16 protein-coding genes are annotated in these 18,606 nt (G+C 72.1%); 4 read left to right on the top strand and 12 right to left on the bottom strand.

The window, feature by feature from the left end; translation table 11 throughout:
- The first annotated feature begins 37 nt into the window (after nt 1-37).
- The 3 genes from CRV15_RS15335 (at nt 38) to CRV15_RS15325 (ending at nt 4,160) form a co-directional block, all read left to right on the top strand.
- The gene (locus tag CRV15_RS15335; protein WP_003960953.1) at nt 38-805 is read left to right on the top strand and encodes a GntR family transcriptional regulator; all 768 of its coding nucleotides are present in this window, start codon (nt 38-40) and stop codon (nt 803-805) included.
- The gene (locus tag CRV15_RS15330) at nt 805-3,405 is read left to right on the top strand and encodes a glycosyltransferase (RefSeq protein WP_003960954.1); all 2,601 of its coding nucleotides are present in this window, start codon (nt 805-807) and stop codon (nt 3,403-3,405) included. The genes CRV15_RS15335 and CRV15_RS15330 overlap by 1 nt, the downstream gene beginning before the upstream one ends.
- Before the next feature lie 104 nt (nt 3,406-3,509).
- Nucleotides 3,510-4,160 carry a hypothetical protein gene (locus tag CRV15_RS15325; RefSeq protein ID WP_003955120.1) on the top strand — a complete coding sequence of 217 codons (651 nt, stop codon included), beginning with the start codon at nt 3,510-3,512 and terminating at the stop codon, nt 4,158-4,160.
- 310 nt (nt 4,161-4,470) lie between these two features.
- On the opposite strand, the gene CRV15_RS15320 is transcribed toward CRV15_RS15325, so the two are convergent.
- From CRV15_RS15320 to CRV15_RS15305, 4 genes are all read right to left on the bottom strand, one after another.
- Nucleotides 4,471-4,773, bottom strand: a complete 303-nt coding sequence (locus CRV15_RS15320) for a hypothetical protein (RefSeq protein ID WP_003955119.1) — start codon at nt 4,771-4,773, stop codon at nt 4,471-4,473.
- Nucleotides 4,774-4,996: 223 nt separating this feature from the next.
- Nucleotides 4,997-5,128 (bottom strand): hypothetical protein, encoded by a 132-nt coding sequence (locus tag CRV15_RS37440; RefSeq protein WP_003955118.1) that lies wholly within the window; start codon nt 5,126-5,128, stop codon nt 4,997-4,999.
- Between the two features lie 509 nt (nt 5,129-5,637).
- The gene (locus CRV15_RS15315) at nt 5,638-6,900 is read right to left on the bottom strand and encodes a helix-turn-helix domain-containing protein (RefSeq protein ID WP_003955117.1); all 1,263 of its coding nucleotides are present in this window, start codon (nt 6,898-6,900) and stop codon (nt 5,638-5,640) included.
- 341 nt (nt 6,901-7,241) lie between these two features.
- On the bottom strand, nt 7,242-8,495 hold the full coding sequence (locus CRV15_RS15305; protein ID WP_009996657.1) for a helix-turn-helix domain-containing protein: 1,254 nt from the start codon (nt 8,493-8,495) through the stop codon (nt 7,242-7,244).
- 196 nt (nt 8,496-8,691) lie between these two features.
- Between CRV15_RS15305 and CRV15_RS15300 the strand changes: the two genes are divergently transcribed.
- Complete coding sequence (locus CRV15_RS15300; protein WP_003955114.1) at nt 8,692-9,123, top strand: VOC family protein; 432 nt, start codon at nt 8,692-8,694, stop codon at nt 9,121-9,123.
- 12 nt (nt 9,124-9,135) lie between these two features.
- Here CRV15_RS15300 and CRV15_RS15295 read toward each other — a convergent pair whose 3' ends face one another.
- The 8 genes from CRV15_RS15295 to CRV15_RS15260 all read right to left on the bottom strand — a co-directional run bounded on the left by CRV15_RS15295 (nt 9,136) and on the right by CRV15_RS15260 (nt 18,386).
- The gene (locus CRV15_RS15295; protein WP_003955113.1) at nt 9,136-10,341 is read right to left on the bottom strand and encodes a cytochrome P450; all 1,206 of its coding nucleotides are present in this window, start codon (nt 10,339-10,341) and stop codon (nt 9,136-9,138) included.
- Nucleotides 10,342-10,442: 101 nt separating this feature from the next.
- Nucleotides 10,443-11,102: a response regulator gene (locus CRV15_RS15290; RefSeq protein ID WP_003955112.1), complete on the bottom strand. Its 660-nt coding sequence runs from the start codon at nt 11,100-11,102 to the stop codon at nt 10,443-10,445.
- The gene (locus CRV15_RS15285; RefSeq protein ID WP_003960957.1) at nt 11,099-12,508 is read right to left on the bottom strand and encodes a sensor histidine kinase; all 1,410 of its coding nucleotides are present in this window, start codon (nt 12,506-12,508) and stop codon (nt 11,099-11,101) included. The genes CRV15_RS15290 and CRV15_RS15285 overlap by 4 nt, the downstream gene beginning before the upstream one ends.
- 77 nt (nt 12,509-12,585) lie before the next feature.
- Nucleotides 12,586-13,419, bottom strand: coding sequence for an NAD(P)H-binding protein (locus CRV15_RS15280; RefSeq protein ID WP_003955110.1), 834 nt, complete (start codon nt 13,417-13,419; stop codon nt 12,586-12,588).
- 116 nt (nt 13,420-13,535) lie between these two features.
- Entirely contained in the window at nt 13,536-14,432 is an 897-nt protein-coding gene (locus CRV15_RS15275) for an alpha/beta hydrolase family protein (RefSeq protein WP_003955109.1), read from the bottom strand.
- A 509-nt stretch (nt 14,433-14,941) separates the two neighbouring features.
- Nucleotides 14,942-15,496 (bottom strand): GNAT family N-acetyltransferase, encoded by a 555-nt coding sequence (locus CRV15_RS15270; RefSeq protein WP_003955108.1) that lies wholly within the window; start codon nt 15,494-15,496, stop codon nt 14,942-14,944.
- Nucleotides 15,497-16,171: 675 nt separating this feature from the next.
- Complete coding sequence (locus tag CRV15_RS15265) at nt 16,172-17,566, bottom strand: kynureninase (RefSeq protein WP_003960959.1); 1,395 nt, start codon at nt 17,564-17,566, stop codon at nt 16,172-16,174.
- Complete coding sequence (locus CRV15_RS15260) at nt 17,559-18,386, bottom strand: tryptophan 2,3-dioxygenase (RefSeq protein WP_009996663.1); 828 nt, start codon at nt 18,384-18,386, stop codon at nt 17,559-17,561. Before CRV15_RS15260 ends, CRV15_RS15265 begins: the two co-directional genes overlap by 8 nt.
- Nucleotides 18,387-18,606 lie beyond the last annotated feature (220 nt).

The raw sequence follows: 18,606 nt of genomic DNA, 5'->3' as shown, positions 1-18,606 counted from the left end.
TCGTGTCCGGGACCACCTTGGCGAAGGAGAGCCACCCATGCCCGGCCCCGGACCGAACGGCGCGACTGCCGCTGTCACCCGCAGCACCCTGCGGCAGCAGATCGCGGACGCGCTGCGGGACGAGGTGCTGGCCGGACGGCTCGTACCCGGCCAGGCGTTCACCGTCAAACAGATCGCCGAGCAGTACGGGGTCTCCGCGACCCCGGTCCGGGAGGCCCTGGTGGACCTCAGCGCCCAGGGGCTGCTCGACTGCGACCAGCACCGGGGCTTCAAGGTGCGCCACTTCACCGCCGCCGACTACCGCGCGATGGTGGAGTCCCGTTCCCTCGTCCTGGACGGGGTGATCCGGCACGCCGAACGCCGGGGCCACACCGGGACACAGGCGGTCGCCATGGTCGCCGTGCGCCGCCGCGCCGACGAGGCCGCCCGTGCGGCCCGCTGCGGCGATCTGGACATCCATATCGGCTACGACCTGCGTTTCTGGCATGAACTCGGATCACTCCTCTCCAATCCGTATATATCTGACTTTCTCCATAGGCTCCGGATGCAGGCGTGGGTCTTCGCCGTGCCGCACCTCCGGGCCGACGCCGAGCGTCGCCGCTGGCTGTGGAGCGGACACGAGGAGCTGGTCGACGCCATGACCCTCGGCGACCTGACAGCGGCCCGCGCGGTCATCGAGGCCCACCACGACCGGGCCCTCGCCTGGCTGGACCACCTCGGACACCCGGACACCTCCCCCAGGGCCCAGGCCCCGGCCGGTCCACCGCCACCACGGCCGGACCACGGGGAACGGCGGGAGCGGTGATGACCACGGCCCCGCACCACCCGGACCCCGCGCCCGTACCGGCCGCGTCCCGCGGCGACGTGGACCTGAGCGTCGTCGTCCCCGCGTACAACGAGGAGGGCAGGCTCCGCCCCACTCTCGACGCGATCAGCGCCCATCTGTCGGCCGACCCCCACCGCACCTGGGAGGTGATCGTGGTGGACGACGGCTCCACCGACGGCACCGCCCGGGTCGCCCGGGAGGCCGCCGCCGAGGAGCCCCGTATCCATGTGGTCGCCGCGCACGACGGCGCGAACCACGGCAAGGGCGACGCGCTGCGGCGCGGTGTCCTCGCCTCCTACGGCCGCCGGGTCCTCGTCACCGACGCCGATCTCGCCACCCCGATCGAGGAGCTGGACCGGCTCGACGAACTGCTGTCCGCCGAGGACACGGACGCCGCCATCGGCTCCCGCGCCCACCCCGAGTCGCTGATAGAGATCCACCAGTGGCGGGTCCGCGAATGGCTCGGCCGGATGGGCAACCGGCTGATACGCACGGTCGCGGTGCCCGGCATCCACGACACGCAGTGCGGCTTCAAACTCTTCGACGGCGACAAGGCGCGGGCGGCGTTCGCCGACTCCCGGCTGAACGGGTGGGGCATCGACGTGGAGATCCTGCGGCACTTCCGGCGCGCGGGCTGGCCGGTGGCCGAGGTCCCCGTGCGGTGGTCGCACCGGCCCGGCTCCAAGGTGCGCCCGCTGGACTACGGCCGGGTGCTGCTGGAACTGCTGCGGCTGCGCGCGCCGGGCGCGTTCCCGGCGCCGGTGTCGTCACGGTCGTCGCTGTCGTCGCCGTCGTCGCCGTCGTCACGTCCGTCGCTGTCGTCGGTCCGCCCGGTGGACCTCGTGATCGTCCTCGGTTTCCTGCTCGCGTCCGGCGTGCTCTACCACCAGCTCTGGGCCGACCTCGACCGCGGCTATCTCGCGGACGCGGGCCAGGACCAGAACCAGTGGGAGTGGTTCTTCCGGGTCACCGCCGCGAACATCACCGAGCTGCGGAACCCCCTCTTCACCACCCTCCAGGGCCATCCCGAGGGCGTGAACCTGATGGCCAACACGGTGATGCTGGGGCTCTCCGTGCCCCTCACCCCGGTGACGCTGCTGCTCGGACCCACCGTCACCTGGGCCCTCGTCCTCACCGGCGGGCTCGCCGCCACCGCCGTCGCCTGGTACTGGTTCATCGCCCGCCGCCTGGTCGCCAACCGCTGGGCCGCCGCCACCGGCGCCGCGCTCGCCGCCTTCGCGCCGCCGATGATCTCCCACGGCAACGCGCACCCCAACTTCCTCGCGCTCTTCATGCTCCCGGTGATCGTGGACCGCGCGCTGCGGCTCTGCGAGGGGCGGCGGGTCGTCCGGGACGGCGTCCTCCTCGGCCTGTTCACCGCGTACCAGATCTTCCTCGGCGAGGAGGCGCTGCTGCTCGCCGCGATGGGGATGGTGCTGTTCGCGCTCGCGTACGCGGTCCTCCGGCGCGATGTCGCCGCCGCCGTGTGGCGCCCCCTGCTGCGGGGCACCCTCATCGGGCTCGCGGTCTGTCTGCCGATCGTCGGCTTCCCGCTGGGCTGGCAGTTCTTCGGGCCGCAGAGCTATACGCACGTCATGCACGGCGACAACACCCACAACAGCCCACTCGCGTTCGTCGAGTTCGCCGGGCGCTCCCTCGCGGGCAGCGACGCGACCGCCGACCCGCTGGCGATGAACCGCACCGAGCAGAACGCGTTCTTCGGCTGGCCGCTGCTGCTGCTCACCGCCGTGATCGTGGTCCGGCTGCGGCGGCTGGCCCTGGTCAAGGCGCTGGCGTTCACCGCGCTCGCGGCGGCGCTGCTCTCGCTGGGCGTGACGTTCCGCATCCCGTTCACGGACGTGGAACTCACCGGTCCGTGGCGGGCGCTCGCGAACCTGCCGCTCTTCGAGTCCGTCATCGAGTCCCGGGTGGCGATGATCTGCGCCCCCGTGTTCGGCATCCTCGTCGCGCTGGCGACCGACCGGCTGACCGCGCCCCGGGCGGCCCGGGCGGTGCCGGGTGCGCGGCCCGCACGGGCGCACGCGGTGCGGGCGGTGGGGCTGCTCGCCGTCGCGGGCGCGCTGCTGCCCATACTGCCGACGCCGTACCCGGTACGGGAGCGGGCGCCCGTACCCGCCTTCATCACCGAGGGGATGTACCGCCCGTACCTCGCCGAGGGCGAGTCCATGATCACCGTGCCGCTGCCGGGACCCGGCGGCGCCGACCCCCTCCACTGGCAGTCGTCGACCGGCCTCGGCTTCTCCCTGGCGGGCGGATACTTCAACGGCCCCTGGGGCCCCGACCGCATCGGGATCTACGGCGCGACGCCCCGCCACACGTCCAACCTCCTGTCCGACGTGCGCAACACCGGGCAAGTGCCCGAACTCGGCCCCCAGTGGCGGGCCCAGGCCCGGGCCGACCTCGCGGCGTGGCGCGCGGGGGTGGTGGTGCTGCCCCCGCAGTACAACGACCACGCCCTGTACACCGCCCTGGAACAACTGCTCGGCAGGCCGGGCGTGCACACCGGCGGGGTCTGGGTGTGGGATGTCGGCCGTCTGCCGGGTAATGAACGGGAGTGAGACGGAAGAGCGCCGCCCCGCTGCCGTGACCGGGCTTCCTGTGCGACGGTGTCACCGCGGTGCGACGTCCGACCGTGCCGACCCCGTTGGAGAGCGAGTCCCCCTTGGCCTGTGACCTCTGGCTGGTCCCCCTCGTCGACGTGCTGTGCCACAGCCCCGACAACCCCTTCGCCGAAGAGCTGGCGTCCTATGACAAGGCCCTGACGGAGGCGGGGCTGCCGACGGTCCCGGTCTTCTCCTACATGCCGGGGCTGTCCGGGGATGTCGCCCCGGTCGCCGGGTTCGACTACGACGCCCTGCACTTTCTGCGCCGCGCCTATCTGCTCCGGCTCTGCGGTCTCGCCGTGACGCCGGTGGACGAACTCGGCGGCGACTACGAACAGCTCCTGGAGATGTTCGAGCCGACGGCCCAGCAGTCGCATCTCGTCTGGCACTACGACCACGCGGGCGCCTATGTCCCGGTCGATTTCGCGGCACCGCTCGCGACGGACGCGCTGCTGGACGGGGGCGGTCCGCTCGGCTCCACGCAGGGCCTGCTGCGGGAGCTGGAGTTCGTCGCCCCGTCCCTGGGCATCGACCCGTCCAACCCCCCGGCGCCCCCCGCGCCCCCGGCGCGCCCCACCACCCTGGAGGAACCCGCGCCCGCTCCTCCGGACGCGGGCGGCCCCTTCGCCCGGGAACGCCATGTCTGGCTGGGCCTGCACACGGCGGCGACCCGCAGCCTGGGGCAGGGCTCGATGATCGTCTTCAGCTGATCCGCCGCGGAACGGACGGGGTGCCGCCGGGCCTGACGAGGGCCGGGGGCGCCCCGGTCCGTCGGCTTGCGCGTGAGCCTTGCGTTGGGTGCGGGGTCCGTCCTCAAACGCCGGACGGGCTTGATTTGCTCGGGTCGGTCGTCGGCTGCGGGATGTGGGGGCCTCCGGGCTCGACTCCTCAGGGCCGGCAGACCGGGCGTCCGTCGTCTGGACGCGGGTGATTCTCCGCCGGTCCCTTCCGGGGACGACCCTGCACCCCCCACCACGGGGCCGGGCCGTCCCGGTGCGGGAGGGTGCCGATCGATGAGCCTCAGGCGACCGCCGTGGTGACGTGGTGGACGTCGGAGATGGCGACGTCGTGGGAGTAGGCGTATCCGAGTTCCGCCCAGGCGGTCGCGTAGAAGGTTTCGCGCTGCTCCGGGGTGAGTCCTCGGGTCTCCGGCGCGGTGAAGATCGCGCGGGCCGTGGCGCTGCTGGGGCCGGGCCAGGGGCGTGTCCAGGGCGATACGGGCGCGGGGGTGGTGGCGGCCGGTGTGGTGGTGCGGTGTCGGCTGCGGGCGGGCAGTAACAGGGACAGTGTCCAGGCGAGGGCACGGGCGATAGCATCGCGCATGTCGTTCAGCTCCAGGTGGCTGATCGGTGGAAGCCCCGATGGACCGTTGCCGCGGTCTGTCGGGGCGCTTTGCGTTCACGGGTGGGTGGCCCCGGCCGTCCCTGACGGGGCGATGGGACGGCCGGGGCCGGGGAGCACGGGCGCAGGGGCGCTCCCCCGTCCCTTCGGACCTGGCCGGTGCGGACGGCCGGGGCCCGGAGGGGGTCTCACGGCTCCGCCGCCGTCATGCGGGCAGGCGGAGGGCTTCCAGTTCTCGTGCGATCCCGGAGGCGATGACTCCCAGGACGATGGCCCACAGGGAGAAAATCGCCAGGGCGCTCGCTATGGAGTGCCGTTGGGGCTTTCGGGGTCGCACGGAAAACCTTTCGATTCCGGTGGGGGATCGTCCTGAGGGGGGCTCGGCTTGAGCGGACAGTCGGCTTTGGGGCAGTCGCAGGGACCGAAATCGAACGGGTTCAATTCCGGCCCCCTGCGAAAGGGCTGACGCACGGTCAATCTCCGGATGGGGGTGCTGACGAACCACGGCGTCGCAGGGCCTCAGGGGCTCCCGGGCGCGGCATGGCTCCACGGGGGGCTCCGTGGCGGACAGGAGCACCGGCCACCCGCAGGGGCCGCGTCTCCTGCGGCGTCGTGCGGCAGGGCGTCGGCCCGGGGCGGAGTTCGCAGCGGAGCGACGATTCCGGCTGCCGCGTCGTACAGGGCGCGACGGCGGGCACGGTCCGCGTCGCTGCGGTGGGTCATGGCTGCCTCCTGGGGTGTGAGGCCAGACATGAAGACCGTAGGGAAGGCGCGCCCCCCGGCCCACCGGCGCAGCGGCATCGATACCACTGCGCTCGGTGATCAAACTGATACGGAACGCGATGGTTAGCCGACAACTCCCAGGTGAGCGGCCATGTCGCGCATCTCCGCCGTAAGGCCCCTCTTTCGGTTGTGGAGGATGTCCGCCATCATGCGCCGCGCCATGGGCTGGTGCTTGATCCACTCTCCCCTGTCCGCCTTGATGACCACGAGCGTCTCCATCGCGTCCTGGTGGGCGCCCAGCAGGGTGTGCGCCTGTGCCACATCCAGCAGATGACGCCCCCAGCTCGCACCTGAGGGATTCCCCGTGCGCTTGCGCGCCTCGCTCCGCAGAACACCGCGATCCGCCTGGCGGAGCACGGCGCGGGCGTCCGCCCGGCTGTGTCCCTGCACCAAGCAGTCCTCGATGGCTTTGATCCGTGCGGTGACCGGCCCGAAGCTGCCCCACACCGAGGGGAACGTCCCCTCTCCCTCCTCCTTCACCATCCCTGCCGACGCACGGGCGACCATCCGCCGCGCTTCCGCCGCTTCGGTACGCCTGTTGTCCCGTACGGCCGCCGCAGCCGCGCGCATCCACAGCTCCCCCCAGAGGCTCACCCGAGTGGGGTCGACCTCGGAGAACCGGGGCTCCATCGCCTCTGCCGTACGGACGGCCAGGTCGTAGCAGTCACCGAAACGATCCTGCCGCAGCAGCAGCCAGCACAGGCCGACCACCCCGGTCGCCGCGATCGTCCGGTCCCCGGCACCACCGGCCCTCCGAATCGCCTCGGAGAGCGCCGCGTAGGCGAGATCGTACTGACGCACCTGCGTGAGGTACTTGCCGCTGACCAGCAGGGTCATGGTCCACACCCGCTCGGCCTTCCGCCGGGCGCTCTCGCCGTCGGCCTGCGCCACGGACGCTTCCGCTTCGCGCAGGAGATGAGGCAGTGCCCTGGCGACCGCGTCGTAGTCGTCCACCCGGTAAAGATCATGAATAGCAAGCACCCTCCGCCGCAGCGCGGACAGATCACCGACCTTCGGAACGGATGCCACCAGCACTCCGTCGATCCCGATGGGCGGCATCAGCGCCGCACGGATGGCCACCAGACTCTGCTTCGTGGCATCGTCACCGACCACCGGTTCGGGTGGGCCTGCCACGAACAGGGCGGACGTGGTGACACCGAGCCCACGGGCGATCGTGTGCAGCGTCTGGGTGCGCACCGCACCACGCCCTTGTTCGGCCTTCTGCACCGTGCTGACCGACAGCCCCGCCTTCTCGGCCAGCTCCTCCTGGGACAGCCCCTCGGCCCGCCGGTAGCGCTTGATGTTGTCGCCGATTTCTTGCGTCATCGATCCCACCTCTCTCCCGAACCACGGTACTTCGCACCACATAACATGCCCTGGTTTTACCCTTGTTGGCCGAATCGGCACCCTGCGGGGCTGCTCTGCCGGTGGCGTCACGACGCCGAAAAGGCGTCCTCCACCCGGGGGTGCGGGGGCGACGGCCGGGATCTCCCCATCGCCTCGCCCCTTGGATCTGCACAACGACGTCCACGGGGCGCGGTCACCCGGCGGCGCCCGCGTCGAGTGGGCCTTCGTACGCTTCGGCTCACGATGTCGGTCGGGCTCGTGCCGGTGTCATGGACGAGGTCTTCGCGCCGGGGTCCTCGGCCGTTGCCGCCGAACACGAATCAGGAGAACAACTCCTGGTCGTTCAGGTGAAAGCGGTTTGCCATGCCGCGCAACTGCTCGTGTGTAGCGGTGCGTTCGGCGTGGATGATCCTGCGGAGGGTCGCCCGCGCGATGGGGTGGTTCCGCACCAGTTGCGGGGCGAGTGCCTCGGCCTGCCGCAGCTCTCCGAGGGCCTTGTGGCGGTCTCCCTCCCAGAGCCAGGCACGGGCCAGGTCCATCCGGTGGTGTCCCTGGCGGGAGTTGGGGAGCGCGGCGATCTCCTCGGGCCCGGCCTGTTCGTTCCGGCGCAGCGCCGTGGTCTGGTCGCTCAGCTCCAGCGCGACGCTGATGCCGTGGATGGTGACATTGCCCGCCGAGAAGGTCAGCGAGTGCCGGTCCTCGACCGTTGCGCTTTCCGGGAGGTGCAGGCGCGTCGCGGCCTGCCGGGCGAGGCCGATCCGGTGGTCGGCCTCGCCCGCGTTGCCCGCTCGGGCGGCGGAGACCGCCGCCCGGAGCTGGAGGCTGCCCCAGGCCCGTACCGCGAGCGCGTCCCCGCGCTCGTACTCCCGCTCGATCCCGCCCAGCGCCTTGTCCGCCAGCGCGAGGCAGTCGGCCCAGCTCGCCGTGGCCCACATGTCCCAGATCCGCATCCAGTCCGCCACCGCCGGCAGCACCGGGTCACCGGAGAGCCGGGACGCCCACACGGCCCGCTCGCAGGCCATGGCGACCAGCTCCGGATGGCCCAGGGCATGGGCGGCGGTATGGGCGAACTTGCAGCACACCGCGTAGATGCCGAACGCCTCCTCCCGCTCGTGCCCGGCCGCCACCTCGGCCAGGGCCTGCGCCTCCCGCAGGAGGTCGGGAAGGCTCCGGAGGATCGCCACGTTCGCCGCCGCGTCCCGCAGCCGGTGCAGCCGCCTCATGTCCTGCCACAGCGTGCCGGACGGGCGGGGGGTGCCGTCGAAGACCGGCGTCAGGTCATAGCGCCGCAGCTCCCGCAGGATGGACGCGGCGGCCGGCTGCCACTGGTTCTCCGGCGCGGTGCCGACGTACGGGCGGTCGATCAGGTCGTTCGGGTGGCAGTGCAGCGCGGCGGCGATGCTGTTGATCAGCGCGGCCCGGTCCAGCTCGATACGGCCCTTCTCGACCTTGGACACCCAGCCCTGCGACTGGCCGACAGCGGCCCCGAGGTCGGCCTGGGGCATTCCCAGGGCGAGCCGCCGACGCTTGATCCGGCGGCCGATGGCCTCTTGCTCTTCCAGTTCGTACGGCATGGTCGTAACGTCCTGTCCGACGGAGTGGAGCCTCCACCGAACGCTACTCGCGGCCTGCGGACCGTGTGAACGCGTACGGCTCGCGGCCGGAATCCGCAGCGCGGAAAGGACACCCCGTGATCGCCCCCTGAGCACCTGCGTCGGCACGGCCGTAAAGGGAGTGCGCCGGGCTCAACCCCCTGGCTATGGTGCGTGGATGTCATCGATCAAGAAGTTCCAGGTCACTTTCGACTGCGCGGAACCCGAACGTCTCGCCCGTTTCTGGTGCGAGGTGCTGGGGTACGTCGTACCGGCGCCCGATGACGGGTTCGGCGGGTGGGACGAGTACTGGCAGGCCCAGCCTCCGGAGGAGCGGGGGGCCTGGTTCGCGTGCGTCGATCCCTCGGGGGTGGGGCCCCGGCTGTACTTCCAGCGTGTTCCCGAGGGCAAGGTGGCCAAGAACCGGCTGCACCTCGATGTGCGGGTCGGCACCGGGCTCGTGGGGAAGGAGCGCCTCGCCGCGCTCGAAGCCGAGTGCGCGCGGCTGCTCCCGCTCGGCGCGGTGCGGGTGCGGCTGCTGTACGACGGCGGCGACGAATCGTGCATCGTGATGCAGGACATCGAGGGCAACGAGTTCTGCGTCGACTGAGCCGCGCCGCCGCTACAGCTCCACCGGGAGCGCGTGGACGCCCCTGATCACATACCCCGGCTTCCACTGCGGCTCGGCCGCGAGCCGCAGCGTCGGGGTCTCGCGGAGGAGTTCGCCGAAGGACGCGGCGAGTTCGATGCGGGCGAGCGGGGCACCCAGGCAGAAGTGGATGCCCGCGCCGAAGGTGACGTGCGGGTTGTCGGCACGGGTCAGGTCGAGGGTGTCGGGGGACGGGAAGCGGGCGGGGTCGCGGTTGGCGGCGCCGAAGAGCAGGGCGAGTTCGGAGCCGCGCGGGATGACCGTTCCGTCGATCTCGATGTCGTCCAGCACCCAGCGCTCGAACATCTGGAGCGGGGTGTCGTAGCGCATGAGTTCCTCGATCGCCGTCGGCAGCAGCGTGTGATCGGCCCGGAGCGCGGCGAGCTGATCGGGGTGGCGGAAGAGGGTCCACCAGCCGTTCGCGGTGGTGTTCACGGTGGCCTCGTGGCCCGCGTTGAGCAGCAGCACACAGGTCGAGATCATCTCCTGCTCGCTGAGCCGGTCGCCCTCGTCGTGGGCGGCGATCAGCGCGGTGATCAGGTCGTCGCCGGGCCGGGTCCGCCGTTCCGCGATCAGCTCCCGCAGATACGCGGAGAACTCCAGGGACGCGGTGACCGCCCTGCGGGCCGTCTCCTCGGACGGGTTCAGCTCGTACATCCCGCAGATATCCGCCGACCAGGGCCGCAACAGCGCCCGGTCGGACTCCGGGATGCCCAGCATCTCCGCGATCACGGCCACCGGCAGCGGCTCGGCGACATCGGCGAGCAGATCGCCGCCGCCCGCCCGCTTCACCCCGTCGACCAGCTCGGCGGCGAGCCTGCGGACGGTGGGCTCCAGCGCGGAGACGGTACGGGGGGTGAACGCCTTGGTGACCAGCCTGCGGATGCGGGTGTGGTCCGGGGCCTCCAGATCGAGGATGCCGTGGTCGTTGAGCGTGTGGAACGGCTCGTGCGCGGCGGGCGGGGCCGTCCGCCCGAACTCCTCGTGGGTGAAGCGGTGGAGATAGGTCCGCCCCAGCCTGCGGTCCCGCAGCAGCGCCGAGACATCCTCGTGGTGGGGGACGAGCCACTGCCGGGTGGGCTCGAACCAGTGGACCCGTCCCGTCTCCCGCAGTCGCTGGTAGGCGGGGTAGGGATCGGCGACGAATGCGGGCGACCAAGGCTCGAAAAGTGCGCTCATATGCGGACGCTAACCCTCGTCGGCGGTGGGCGGCCAGAGCGGAGCGCAAACCTCCACCCGCTTGTGACCAGTCAGTAGGCACGCCTCGGCCACGGCTTCGGCTAGCCCGGGGTGACCAGCCGTGCCTCGTACGCGAACACCGCCGCCTGGGTGCGGTCCCGCAGCCCCAGCTTCACCAGAATCCGGCTGACATGGGTCTTGATCGTGGACTCGGCGACCACCAGATGGGAGGCGATCTCCGCGTTCGACAGCCCCTGCGCGATCAGCGCCAGTACCTCGGTCTCGCGCTCGGTCAGCTCCCCGAGCTGGGCGACGGAGGCGATCCGGGGGGCCTGGGCCAGCTTGGAGAACTCGTTGATCAGCCGCCGGGTCACGGTCGGCGCGAGCAGCGCCTCACCGCTCGCGACCACCCGCACCCCCTCGGCGAGCTGCCGGGCGGAGGCGTCCTTGAGGAGGAAGCCGGAGGCGCCCGCCCGCAGCGCCTGGTACACGTATTCGTCGAGGTCGAAGGTGGTCAGGACGAGGACCCTGGCCTCCGGGTGGGTGGCGGCGATCTCGCGGGTGGCCTCGATGCCGTTCAGCTCGGGCATCCGGATGTCCATCAGCACCACGTCGGGGCGCAGCTCGGCGACCTTGGTGACGGCCTCCCGGCCGTTGACCGCCTCGCCGACGACCTCGATGTCGGGCATCGCGTTGAGCAGGACGGAGAAGCCCTCCCGGACCATCATCTGGTCGTCGACGATCATCACCTTGATGGTCATGCGGCTGCTCCCTCCCCGCCCGTGCGCCCATCCGCCGACGGGGCCGCGTCCATGGCCCTGTCCCGGGCGGGTTCCTCGTCCAGCGGCACCGGGATGAAGGCCGTGACCTCGTAGCCGCCGTCGTCGGTCGGCCCGTGGGTCATACCGCCGTTCAGCATCGACACCCGCTCCTTCATGCCGGTGAGTCCGTGGCCCGCCCCCGGCGAGGGCTTCACCAGGCCCTGCGGTGCGGTGTTCACGATCCGCAGTCCGAGCCCGCCGAGCACATAGCTGACCTCGATGTCCGCCGTGGAGCCCGGGGCGTGCCGCAGGGTGTTGGACAGGGCTTCCTGGATGATTCTGTACGCCGACAGCTCGACGCCCTGCGGCAGGGTCCGCACCGCGCCGGTGACCGTCTTCCGCGTGGTCAGACCCGCCTCGCGGACGTTGTCGAGCAGGGTGTCCAGATCGGCGAGGACCGGCTGCGGCGCGTCGGGGGCCTCGTAGTCCTCCGCGCGGACGACCCCGAGGATGCGGCGCAGCTCGGTGAGGGCGGCGACGGCGTTCTCCCGGATGGTCGCGAACGCCTTCTCCAGCTCGGGCGGCGGGTTCTCCACCCGGTAGGGCGCGGCCTCGGCCTGTATCGCGACGACGGACATATGGTGCGCGACGACGTCGTGCAGCTCACGGGCGATGGTGGTGCGCTCCTCCAGCAGGGTGCGGCGGTCGCGTTCCACGGCGGTCACGGACTGCTCGGCGGCGACGTCCCGCTCGGCCTTGCGCCGGATGTGCACCAGCGTGGTGATCAGCAGGAGCACGGCAGCGAAGAACAGCATCAGCGGGGAGTTGGGGGGCGCGCCCCCGCCCAGGAAGATCTGGGCGAGCATCGTGTAGAGCGCGGTCAGCCCCCACATCCAGCCGGCGATCCCCGGCCGGGTCCGCAGCGCGGCGAGGACCAGCACGCCCAGATGGCAGAGGAATCCCGAAAGGGACCACGGCCAGAGGTCGGAGGAGCTGAGGGACACGACCGGGGTGGAGAGCAGGGAGATCCAGAACGCCCCGACCGGCCGTATCAGCGCCAGCAGCAGGGTGGCCGTGGGGAGTACCCCGATCACCAGACCGGCACCGGCGGAGACCAGTGATGTCGCGCTCACGAGCACGGCGGATATCCACAGCGCCATCATCGCCACAGCGGCCACCACGGCGTGCGGGAGCCAGGCGACCGCGCCACGTATGCCGTCGGGCAGCCTGCCGGTCAGGGGCCCGTCGGTGCTCATCCGGGGCAGCGGGCGGTGGGCGAAGGCATCGTGGAAGAGCTCCGGCGGGAGTCCTCGGACGGCTCCGGCGGCGAGTTCGTATTCGGGGCTGCGGGTCTTCTGGGTCACGTGAAAAAGGTAGGGGGAGGGGGCGGACGCGGTCGTCACCATCGGTGCGGATTCCGCCGCGTCCGTCCTGAGGACTACGGGGCCGACCCGGGATCGGCCCTACGGGCCCGGTGGACGGGTCAGGTGGTGCCCCCGGCGCGGAACGCGTCCGCGTGGTCCCGCGCCCACTGGGCGAAGGTACGGGCGGGGCGGCCGGTGACCCGTTCCACGGTACCGGAGACGGTCCGGCCCTCCGGCGGGGTGTCGCGGTAGACCGACAGCAGGAAGTCGATCACGTCCTGGGGGTGTCCGGCCGCCCGCCAGCGGGCGATGGCCGCCTCCTCGCTCAGCTCCACCAGCCGGATCGCCCTGCCGCGCGCGGCGGCGATGATGTCGGTCTTGTCCCGGATGGTGAGGGCCTCGGGGCCGGTGATCACATACTGCTGTCCGGCGTGGCCGTCCTCGGTGAGGGCGACGGCGGCGACGGCGCCGATGTCCCCCTCGTGGACCATGGCGCTGAGCCGGTCCGTGAAGGGCTCGGCGATCTCGTCGGCGGTGCGGACGGGGTCGGCCCACTCCAGCGCGTTCGCCATGAACTCGACGGGGACGAGGACGGTCCAGTCGACGCCGCCCGCGCGGACGGCGTCCTCCAGCGGGGTGGGGCCGCCGCCGTGGAGGACGGTGATCCGCCGGACCCCGGCCTCCCGGGCGAGTGCCACGATCCGCGGGCCGGTCTCCAGCGGGGTGTAGTACGGGCCGTCGAAGGTGATCAGGTGCAGTGCGGTGACGCCCTTCAGCGCCGCCCCGAGGGAGTCGGGGTCGGAGAGGTCACCGCGTACGGCCTCCGCTCCGGCGGGGAGGTCGGCCGCGGCCGGGTCGCGGGTGAGGGCGCGGACGGCGTGGCCGCGCTCCAGCAGTTCGCGGACGATCTCACGGCCGACGGTTCCGGTGGCCCCGGTGACAAGGTTGGTCATGGGGACCACGGTAGGGAGGCTTGCGGCCAGCTTCTGTCCGCGATTCGCCCCCGGGCCGGTGCTGCGGTACGCCGGGCCGGTCTCCGGTACGCCGGGTCGGCCCGTTCCCCGTCACGTCACCAGGCGAGCTGGGCGATCTCCTCCGCCACCACCGCGCACGCGTCCGCCGCCGGGTCGATCAGCGGGAAGTGGCCGACATCCTCCAGCAGGGTGAGGCCGACGGTCTCCCCCGCGAGGGCCGCCGTGTCGACGAACGACTCGGCCAGCCCGTACGGCACCACGATGTCCTCGCGCCCCTGGACGACGACGGTCGCGATGCCCGTCGGCAGCAGCGCGGCGGGGTCGGTTCGGGCGCTCCGCTCGGCGAAGGTCTCCTCGCCCTCCCCCTCGCCGCTGCCGCCCCCGCTCGCGCCCAGGAGCTGCCGTACCGCCCCGCCGCACACGTCCCGTTCCACCGCGAGGGCGAAGTCGGCGACCGGCGCGAGGGCGACCACCCCGCGCAGCGCGGGCGGGGCGGGCAGCCGCCAGGGCGAACCGGCGGGGAGCACATGCCGGGCCGCCGCCCACAGCACGAGCTGTCCCCCGGCGGAGTGCCCCGTGAGGACGGTCCGCCCCGGGTCCGCCCCGGGCAGCGCGCGGGCGGCCAGCGCGGGCAGCGCGTCCAGGACGGCGGCGATGTCGTCGAAGGTGTCCGGCCAGCGCCCGGCGACCGGCCCTTCACCGCCCTGCCGGGGCAGTTCGCGGCCCCTGCGGTACTCGACGCTGGCGACGGCGAGCCCGCGCCGGGCGAGAAAGTCCGCGAACGGGGAGACATGCGTGCGGTCGTAGGGGGCGCGCCAGGCCCCGCCGTGCACCAGGACGACGAGCGGCGTCCGCTCCGCGCCGTTCCGGGGCCGGTAGAAGTCGACCACCTGATCGGGGTGGCCGCCGTAGGGCAGGGAGGCGTCCGGGGCCACCGCGGGATGCGAGAAGGCCGACTCGGACTCGGCGTTGTCACGGGCCACAGGGTCCATTGCGGGTGCACCTTCCCGGGAAGTCGCGGATGGGGCCGCGGGCTTGAACGAGCGACCGCGGAACTGATCTGACCAGCGGGGACGGTATCAGTACCCCGGCGCCCTGACCGGGCTCCCGGAGAACTCGGCGGGGACGGCCCGCGGCTTCCTGACGGATTCTCACCGGCGCGGGGCGGGAACGGCGAGGCCACGGGCCCTTCCGCCGGACCACCCCGGCCCCTCCGGGACCTTCCGGGACTTCCGACGGACCCTCCGGGACGTTCCGGGACGTTGTCGGGACGCCCCGGGGCTCCCGGGCACGTCCCCGGACGTCCCGAGGACGCCAGAAGGACACCTGGTGGACCTCCCGGGCCCTCCGACGCCTCCCGGCGGACCTCCGGGGGACATCCGGCAGACGCCCCCTCCCGGACCCTCTGTCAGCGGCCAGTTCCGATTCCCCGCTGGCGGCCAGCCAGTGGGGAATCATCTGGCCGCGATCCGTGACTCTGTGTTGATAGCGGGAGAGCGGGTCATGGCTGGTGCTTGGGCGTGAGCTCCTTCACCAGAAAGATGGCGGGATCTTCGACCGGGTGTTCGGCACCGGTGTCGTCTGTATAGAAGTAGCGGTCCAGGTAGCGGATCGTGGGTCGGTACCCCAAGCGGGCGTAGAGGGCGGCAGCTCGCGGATTCCCGTGATCGTCCACTCCCAGTCCGATCAGGTGTGCGCCTCGTTCACCGGCGAGCTGTTCGGCATGGCGGATCAAGGCGCTGCCTATCCCCCGGGACTGCAGCATGCCGACGACCTGCAAACCGTTGATCTCCGGGCAGCCCGGCACGACGGCCCTCACCTCTGGTGCCACGCAGCCGTCCCACCGTACTTCGCAGGTTCCGGCCGGCTGGGCATCCAGCCAGGCCACCAGGAACGTGCTTGTCCCCGAGACCTGGCGGGCGAACCGCTGAGCGTGGTACGAGACGGCGCTGGAGGACGGCAGGCGCTCTTCCAGCACATCCAGATCTTCTTGCCGGCAGCTCGTGATGTGCATGGGCATCATGATGCTGTCCTGCTCGGCGCCGAGGCGAGGCATTTGCCACCCAGCGCGGCCGGAGCGGTCCGATCCGGCCGCTCCGCGGGCCATCTTCATCACGGAGTGTGATCTCGTAACTGGCCGTACGCGGGGACTTCGAGCTGGCCGCTGTCAACCCTCCGGGGACACTCCCGGACGTCGCCGGGACATCCCCCGAGCGTTCCGGGACATTGTCGGGACGCCCCGGACTCCCGGGGATCATCGGCAGACCTCCCCGGGGTCCCTGGGCACGCCCCCCACACCCGAAGACGTCAGAAGGACCTCCGGCAGGCCGCCCGGGACCCTCCGGGGATTTCCGGCGCACCTCCCGGAGGCTTCCGGGGACGTTCCCGGACATCTTTCAGGGGCACCCCGGGCACCTTCGGGGCGTCCAGGACCTCCCGGGACCCTCCAGGGGACACCCCGGGCACCTCCAGGGACACCCGGCAGACGCCCCCTCCCCGGCCCCCGGGCACACCCACAGACACCGTCGGGACATCCCGGCCCCGGGGGACGTCCCCCAACGTCCCGAGGACAGCGGAAGGACATCCGGCAGACCATCCCGGGCCCGGGGCCCTCCGGCGCCTTCCGGCGGACCTCCGGGGGGGCTCCCGGGGCCTTGTCCACCGGGTCCGGCGTGGTCCGGCCCGGGGCCGGACCGCGCGGACGGCGGCGGTGGGCCCGGGGCCGGGTGGGTCATCCGCCCGAGGGCTCGCCGTATACCTCCGCCGCGACCTCCACCAGGGTCGCGGCGGCCCGTTCCACGTCCGCGAACGACGTGTACAGCGGGGTGAAACCGAAACGCAGCAGATCCGGGCGGCGCAGATCGCCCACCACGCCACGGGCGATGAGCCGTTCCATCACCACCGGGGCCCGGTCGCAGCGCAGGGCGATCTGGCTGCCGCGCTCCGCGTGCTCCCGGGGGGTCACCGGGCGCACCGGACAGCCCGGGTCGCCGAGCCCGCCGGGCAGCCGTTCGTCCAGGCACTCCAGGAAGAAATCGGTGAGTGCCAGGCTCTTCGCCCGGATGTCGTCGACCGACACCCCGTCCCAGACGTCGAGCGCCGCGTCCAGCGCGAGCATCGACAGAATGTCCGGTGTGCCCACCCGGCCCTTCAGCGGGCCGTCCGCCGGGGCGTAGCCGCTGTCCATGGCGAAGGGGTCGCGGTGCGAATTCCAGCCGGGCAGCGGGGAGTCGAAGGCCGCCTGGTGGCGCTCGGCGACATACAGGAACGCGGGCGAGCCGGGGCCGCCGTTGAGGTACTTGTACGTACAGCCGACGGCGAGGTCCACGCCGTGCGCGTCGAGCCCCACGGGGAGCGCGCCCGCGCTGTGGCAGAGGTCCCAGACCGCGAGCGCGCCCGCCCGGTGGATCGCCTCGGTGAGCGCGGGCAGGTCGTGCAGGCGGCCGCTGCGGAAGTCGACATGGTTGAGCAGCACGGCCGCCGTCGTCGGCCCGAGGGCCGAGGGCACGTCGGCGGGGTCGACGGGGACGATCCGGCAGCCCGTCAGCCGGGCCGCCGACGCCGCGATATAGCCGTCGGTGGGGAAGGTGCTCGCGTCCACGAGCACCTCGGTACGGGCCCCTCCCCCCGTACCCGGCGCATCGGTACCGGGGGTCTCCCGGGAGGTGTCCGTACCGGCGAGCCGGACCGCGCCGACCACCGCCTTGAACACGTTCACGCTGGTGGAGTCGCCGACCACGATCTGCCCCGGGGCCGCGCCGACCAGCGGGGCGATCCGGTCGCCGATCCGCTCGGGCGCGGTCCACCAGCCGCTCTCGGTCCAGGAGCGAATCCTCAGCCCGCCCCACTGCCGGGTGACGACATCGGCGATCCGGCCGGGGACGTGCGCGGGCAGCGCGCCCAGCGAGTTCCCGTCGAGATAGACGGTCCCGTCCAGGGCGAACAGCCCGCGCAGCGGGGCCAGTCGATCCGCTCCGTCCAGCGCGGCGGCGCGGCGGGAGGGGAGTCCGGGGGTGGTGGACGCGGTGTGCTGGGGAGTCACAGGGGCCTTACCGGTCTCGTGGATCTCATGGATCTCTTGGAACTCGTGGGTCTCAGGCATGGTCGCGGCATGGGTCTCAGACATGGCTGCGCGCCGTCCACAGCTCGGGAAAGACATGGTTGCGGGCCCGCTTCTCCAGCCAGGCCACCCCGGCGGAGCCACCGGTGCCGACCTTCGCGCCCATGGCACGGCGGGTCGCCACCAGATGGTCGTTGCGCCAGCGCCACACCAACTCGGCGACATCGGTCAACGCCTCGCCGAGCCGGGCCGGTTCGGCGTGGTTCTCCGGGTCCCGGTAGATCTCCGTCCAGACCGCCTCGACCGCCGCGCTGGGTTCGTACCGCCGCGCCAAATTCCGTTCCAGGACCTCCGCGGGCACCGGGAAGCCGCGCCGGGCGAGCAGCCGCAGCACCGCGTCGTAGAGGCTCGGCTGCTGGAGCGCCTTCTCCAGCTCCGCGTGGACACGCGGCGCACCCCGGTGCGGGACGAGCATGGACGCGGACTTCTCGCCGAGCAGGAACTCCATCCGCCGGTACATCGCCGACTGGAAGCCGGAGCCCTCACCGAGAGCGCCCCGGTACGCGTTGAACTGCGCGGGGGTGAGCTGCCCCAGCGGTCGCCACGAGGCGTTCAGCGCCTCCAGCTCCCGCACGGAACGCTTCAGCGCGTCCAGCGCCACGGGGACACGGCCCTCGTCCAGGGCCCGGCTCGCGGTCTCCCACTCGTGGACGATGACGGTGAACCACAGCTCCATCACCTGGGTGGTGACGAGGAAGACCATTTCGCCCGGGTCGTCGGACCGGGGTTTTTGCAGGTGGGTCAGCACATCCGCCTGGACATAGTCCTCGTACGGAGTGGTGCCCGCGAAATCGAGATGCGGGGTCGCGTCGGCGTCATGTGACATCGCTGTCTCCTCGACGTTCCGGGTAGCGGTCCGCCCCTTCCTGTTGGTGGTGGGAGCCCCGGTCCCCATCGGCATCATAAGCCGGGGCCCGCGCCACCCTCCACGCTTGTCACGCGCGGCGCGCGTGGGGCGTATTCGGGTAAGGCACGGGCCCCTGACCTGCTTGGTTCACCGGTCGGTTCGACACGTTCCGCCATCGGGCGCGCCGGAGCGCGCCGTC

Source organism: Streptomyces clavuligerus (assembly GCF_005519465.1).
In the GTDB taxonomy this organism is placed as follows: domain Bacteria; phylum Actinomycetota; class Actinomycetes; order Streptomycetales; family Streptomycetaceae; genus Streptomyces; species Streptomyces clavuligerus.
This window is presented reverse-complemented; position numbering and strand designations above follow the sequence as displayed.

Excerpts from the sequence above, each read along its gene's own strand:
- CRV15_RS15335 (WP_003960953.1), top strand. The coding sequence starts at position 38 with ATGCCCGGCCCCGGACCGAACGGCGCGACTGCCGCTGTCACCCGCAGC.
- CRV15_RS15330 (WP_003960954.1), top strand. The coding sequence starts at position 805 with ATGACCACGGCCCCGCACCACCCGGACCCCGCGCCCGTACCGGCCGCG.
- CRV15_RS15320 (WP_003955119.1), bottom strand. The coding sequence starts at position 4,773 with ATGCGCGATGCTATCGCCCGTGCCCTCGCCTGGACACTGTCCCTGTTA.
- CRV15_RS15315 (WP_003955117.1), bottom strand. The coding sequence starts at position 6,900 with ATGACGCAAGAAATCGGCGACAACATCAAGCGCTACCGGCGGGCCGAG.
- CRV15_RS15305 (WP_009996657.1), bottom strand. The coding sequence starts at position 8,495 with ATGCCGTACGAACTGGAAGAGCAAGAGGCCATCGGCCGCCGGATCAAG.
- CRV15_RS15300 (WP_003955114.1), top strand. The coding sequence starts at position 8,692 with ATGTCATCGATCAAGAAGTTCCAGGTCACTTTCGACTGCGCGGAACCC.
- CRV15_RS15295 (WP_003955113.1), bottom strand. The coding sequence starts at position 10,341 with ATGAGCGCACTTTTCGAGCCTTGGTCGCCCGCATTCGTCGCCGATCCC.
- CRV15_RS15290 (WP_003955112.1), bottom strand. The coding sequence starts at position 11,102 with ATGACCATCAAGGTGATGATCGTCGACGACCAGATGATGGTCCGGGAG.
- CRV15_RS15285 (WP_003960957.1), bottom strand. The coding sequence starts at position 12,508 with ATGGTGACGACCGCGTCCGCCCCCTCCCCCTACCTTTTTCACGTGACC.
- CRV15_RS15280 (WP_003955110.1), bottom strand. The coding sequence starts at position 13,419 with ATGACCAACCTTGTCACCGGGGCCACCGGAACCGTCGGCCGTGAGATC.
- CRV15_RS15275 (WP_003955109.1), bottom strand. The coding sequence starts at position 14,432 with ATGGACCCTGTGGCCCGTGACAACGCCGAGTCCGAGTCGGCCTTCTCG.
- CRV15_RS15270 (WP_003955108.1), bottom strand. The coding sequence starts at position 15,496 with ATGCCTCGCCTCGGCGCCGAGCAGGACAGCATCATGATGCCCATGCAC.
- CRV15_RS15265 (WP_003960959.1), bottom strand. The coding sequence starts at position 17,566 with ATGTCTGAGACCCATGCCGCGACCATGCCTGAGACCCACGAGTTCCAA.
- CRV15_RS15260 (WP_009996663.1), bottom strand. The coding sequence starts at position 18,386 with ATGTCACATGACGCCGACGCGACCCCGCATCTCGATTTCGCGGGCACC.